This window comes from Methylobacterium sp. M6A4_1b (genome assembly GCF_053345175.1).
Genome location: NZ_JBKEZQ010000066.1, coordinates 1 through 4,239, shown reverse-complemented (window position 1 = coordinate 4,239; position 4,239 = coordinate 1). Strand labels below are relative to the sequence as shown.

2 protein-coding genes and 1 pseudogene are annotated in these 4,239 nt (G+C 65.0%); 1 reads left to right on the top strand and 2 read right to left on the bottom strand.

What is annotated here, in order from left to right:
* Window positions 1–38: 38 nt before the first annotated feature.
* Window positions 39–1,181, bottom strand: a pseudogene (locus ACLBWX_RS22930) (IS3 family transposase).
* 58 nt (window positions 1,182–1,239) lie between these two features.
* Entirely contained in the window at window positions 1,240–1,641 is a 402-nt protein-coding gene (gene rnk / locus ACLBWX_RS22925; protein ID WP_447679217.1) for a nucleoside diphosphate kinase regulator, read from the bottom strand.
* Between the two features lie 1,166 nt (window positions 1,642–2,807).
* On the opposite strand from rnk, the gene ACLBWX_RS22920 reads away from it, so the two are divergent.
* On the top strand, window positions 2,808–4,239 hold a 1,432-nt coding region (locus tag ACLBWX_RS22920), incomplete at its 3' end, for a homospermidine synthase (RefSeq protein WP_447679216.1).

The following is a 4,239-nucleotide window of genomic DNA, read 5'->3' as shown; positions in this document are numbered from 1 at the left end:
TGACCTGACCGGTATTTTGGAGCGAGCCGATTGAGAGGCTACTGCATGGTGGCGGCCATGGGTAGCCGGAAGGCCAGGTCCGGGACGGTGACAGGCGCGGGCGGCCGGTAGCCCAAGGACGAATGCGGGCGAACGCGGTTGTAGGTGTTCTGCCAGATCCCAATCACGGTCTGTGCCTCCTTGAGCGAGTAGAAGATTTCTTGGCGTATGCACTCGTCCTTCAGCTTGCCATTGAAGCTCTCACAATAGCCATTCTCCCACGGCGATCCTGGTGCAATGTACTGGATCTGCTGGCCGGTTTTGGCGACCCATTTCCGCAAAGCCTTCGCGATCATCTCCGGGCCGTTGTCGCAGCGGATGTTCTCCGGGATGCCATGCAGGCACATCGCGTCGGCCAGCGCCTCGATCACACCCAGACTGTTGATGCGCCTCGCGACCTTCAGCGCCAGGCAGGCGCGACTGTGCTCGTCGATCAGCGTCAGGATGCGCAGGCTTCGCCCGTCGTGGGTCTGGCCCTGCACGAAGTCGAAGCTCCAGACGTGATTGCGATGGAGAGGCCGCAGCCGTACGCAGGAGCCATCGTTCAACCACAGCCGGCTTCGCGGCCGATGCTTTTGCGGAACCTTGAGCCCCTCACGACGCCAGATCCGCTGAACCCGGTCTTTCCCTACCTGCCAGCCCGCTGCCTGCAGCAGCGCGGTGACGCGGCGGTAGCCGTAGCGTCCGTGACGAAGACGCCAGGGCGACGATGGCGCGGGTCAGCGCATCCTCGTCAGCCGGTACCGTGGGCACGTAGCGTTGCGTGCCCCGGTGCTGGCCGACGATCCGGCAGGCATGGCGTTCTGAGAGACCATGCTTCTCTCTGATGCCGTCGACCGCCCGCCGGCGTCGCTCCGGGGCTACGAGTTTCCCGCGGCGACGTCCGCCAGCACCTGCTTCTCCAGGGACAAATCAGCCACGAGCCGGCGCAATCGAGCGTTCTCGCGCTCCAGATCCTTCATCCGACGGGCCTGGTCGATCTGCAGGCCGCCGTACTCCTTGCGCCAGCGATAGCAGCTTTGCTCGGAGATCTCCGCCTCCCGGCACGCTATCGCCAAACTCTTACCCTGCGCCGTCTGCACCTCGATCTGGCGCAGCTTCAGCACCACCTGCTCCGCACCCGTCTTCTGACCTCGCTTCATGTCCAGCTCCTTCAGTCCTGGCTGATCCTCTCAATCAGCCCGGTCCAAAGCCAGCCGGTCAGGTCACCGGCACCTTCACGTCGAGGACCGTCAGTCGCTTCACGGTTCCCGTGCGGGTTTGCCAATTCATCGACTGACCGAGGCTCAGCCCGATCAAGGCCGCCCCGATCGGCGTCAGAACGGACACCCTCCCCTGTTCGATGTCCGCCTCGCCCGGGTAGACCAGCGTCACGGTCTGAACCTTTCCCGTCGCGTCATCCCGGAACTCGACCCTGCACCCCATTTGGACGAGGTCGGACAGGCAGGCCCTGTGACCGACGATTTTCGCACGATCCACTTCATCAGCGAGAAAGGAAGCAACCTCGGGCGAACGGTCGGTGGCGACGGAAGCCAGCCGCGACAGGCGTTCATGATCGTCCTTCGTCATCTTGATGTGCGGCTTCGTCATTGTTTGCGACATGATGGTCGATCCTTGCTGTAGTTCGACCTGGAATGGTCAAGCGGCGCTTGGCCCCGGGTCGTCGTCCTTGTCTGAATTGGCGGCATCGGACCGGTTGTTGCCCGGCCCGGATGGCGGCCTGGGGTAATTCCCACGCGAGAATGGGATCACGGTGCGCGCCAGCGGAACCATGTCGTGCGCAGGTGTCGCCCCGCTACCACCTGCCCCACCGTCGTGGGCCTCGGCTGCCAAAGGTGTAGTCGGGTCGGACTTGGAGGTATCCATGGCTACTACTCCGCAAGTACATGCCCACGGCTGACTTGCCAGCAGGGACACGACGCAGGTCGACCGACGGGCGTGCCGTAGAGGCTGCTACCCGCCGGTGAAATACTTGATGATCTTGGTTGGTTCTGGCGTAAGCCAGCACGCAATCCCCGAGCGGCCAGTGCACGCAGGCACCTCCGGCTCGGGGCTATTCGCCCGCGATAAGTCTACCTGCCCGGAGCAGGTCCCGATGGGGAGGCCAAGGATTGCGCATGATCCAGCGATCCTCCCGAAAGCCCACGCGCTTGTCAATTCCCGTTTCGCCGCACGCTCCGTCGCAGGAAATTCGGAATACGGAATGGCGTTGATTGACAGCCGTACGGCTTAGCCTATGCTTCGCTCCACCATGTCGAACCTTCTACAGAGCATTCGTCTCTTGGGACGTGCGGGCAGCCTGCAAGCAGGCTCTTAAGCCCTGGCGCCTGGCCAGCCTTTCGGGGCGGGGCCCGTTCCAGGGTAATTTTTCAAACCGGTTCAGTCCTCTCCGGACGATGTTTCGGGCACGCTGGCCTCGAGCGCCGGCGCCGTTGCGGCTGACGACGCGACGATGTCGGCCAGTCGAACCTGGACGCCGGGCGGAAGTCTTGACGTTTCGGCGTTGGCGGGTCTTCGAAGTCTGGTCGTCAGCCAAGTCTATCCCGGCTTTTCAGCCTCGACAGAACGATGGCTTGGCAAGGTTCATGGCTTGGCAAGGCTCATGGCTTTCTGCCCGCGATCGAGAACGAGTCCGGGCGCCACCGATGCGTGATCCGATCCAGGCGGCCTTCCATCCATTCGAAATCGTTCGCGCTTTCATGGCGAGCGACCTTGCGGGCGGGGCTCAAACCCCGCCGGCCCTTCCCTCACGAACAGGAACAAGCGCAATGACCGAACCCATATGGCCCATCCACGGCCGCATCACCGGCCCCATCGTGATGATCGGCTTCGGCTCCATCGGGCGCGGCACGCTCCCGCTGATCGCGCGTCACTTCGACTACGACAAGGCCCGCTTCACGGTCGTCGAGCCCTCCGACGCGCACAGGTCCCTGGCCGACAAGCACGGCCTGCGCTTCGAGCAGGTGGCGCTGACCAAGGAGAACTATCGCGACGTGCTGACGCCGCTGCTCACGGAAGGCGGCGGCCAGGGCTTCTGCGTCAACCTCTCGGTCGACACCTCGTCTCGGGCGATCATGGAACTGTGCCGGGAACTCGGCGCCTTCTACATCGACACCGTCGCGGAGCCGTGGCCGGGCTTCTACTTCGACAAGGACAGGAGCCAGGGCGACCGCACCAACTACGCCCTGCGCCAGGACATCCTGGACGCGCGCACCGCCAGCCCCGGCGGCACCACCGCCGTGTCCTGCTGCGGCGCCAATCCCGGCATGGTCTCGTGGTTCGTCAAGCAGGCGCTCCTGAACGTCGCCGGCGATCTCGGCCTGAAGACCGCCGAGCCGAAGGATCGCGCCGGCTGGGCCGCGCTCATGCGCGCGGTCGGCGTCAAGGGCGTGCACATCGCCGAGCGCGACACCCAGCGCGCCAAGTCGGCCAAGCCGATGGGCGTGTTCGTCAACACCTGGTCGGTGGAAGGCTTCGTCTCCGAGGGCAATCAGCCGGCCGAGCTCGGTTGGGGCACCCACGAGACCTGGATGCCGGAGAACGGCCGCGAGCAGGAGAAGGGCTCGCGCTGCGCCATCTACCTGCTCCAGCCCGGCGCCGACACCCGCGTGCGCTCCTGGACCCCCACGGCCCAGTCGCAATACGCCTTCCTGGTGACCCACAACGAGGCCGTCTCGATCTCCGACTACTACACGGTGCGCGAGGGCGAGCGCGCCGCCTACCGGCCGACCTGCCACTACGCCTACCACCCCGCCAACGACGCCGTGCTCTCGCTGCACGAGATGTTCGGCAATGGCGGCAAGGTCCAGGAAAAGATCCACATCCTCGACGAGACCGAGATCGTGGACGGCATCGACGAACTCGGCGTGCTCCTCTACGGCCACGCCAAGAACGCCTACTGGTACGGCTCGCAGCTCTCCATCGAGGAGACCCGCCGCATCGCCCCCTACCAGAACGCCACCGGCCTGCAGGTGACCTCCGCCGTGCTCGCCGGCATGGTCTGGGCGCTGGAGAACCCGGAGGCCGGCATCGTCGAGGCCGACGAGATGGACTTCCGACGCTGCCTCGAAGTGCAGTCCCCGTATCTCGGCCCCGTCATCGGCGTCTACACCGACTGGACGCCGCTGACCGGCCGCCCGGGCCTGTTCCCCGAGGACATCGACACCAGCGACCCATGGCAGTTCCGCAACGTCCTCGTGC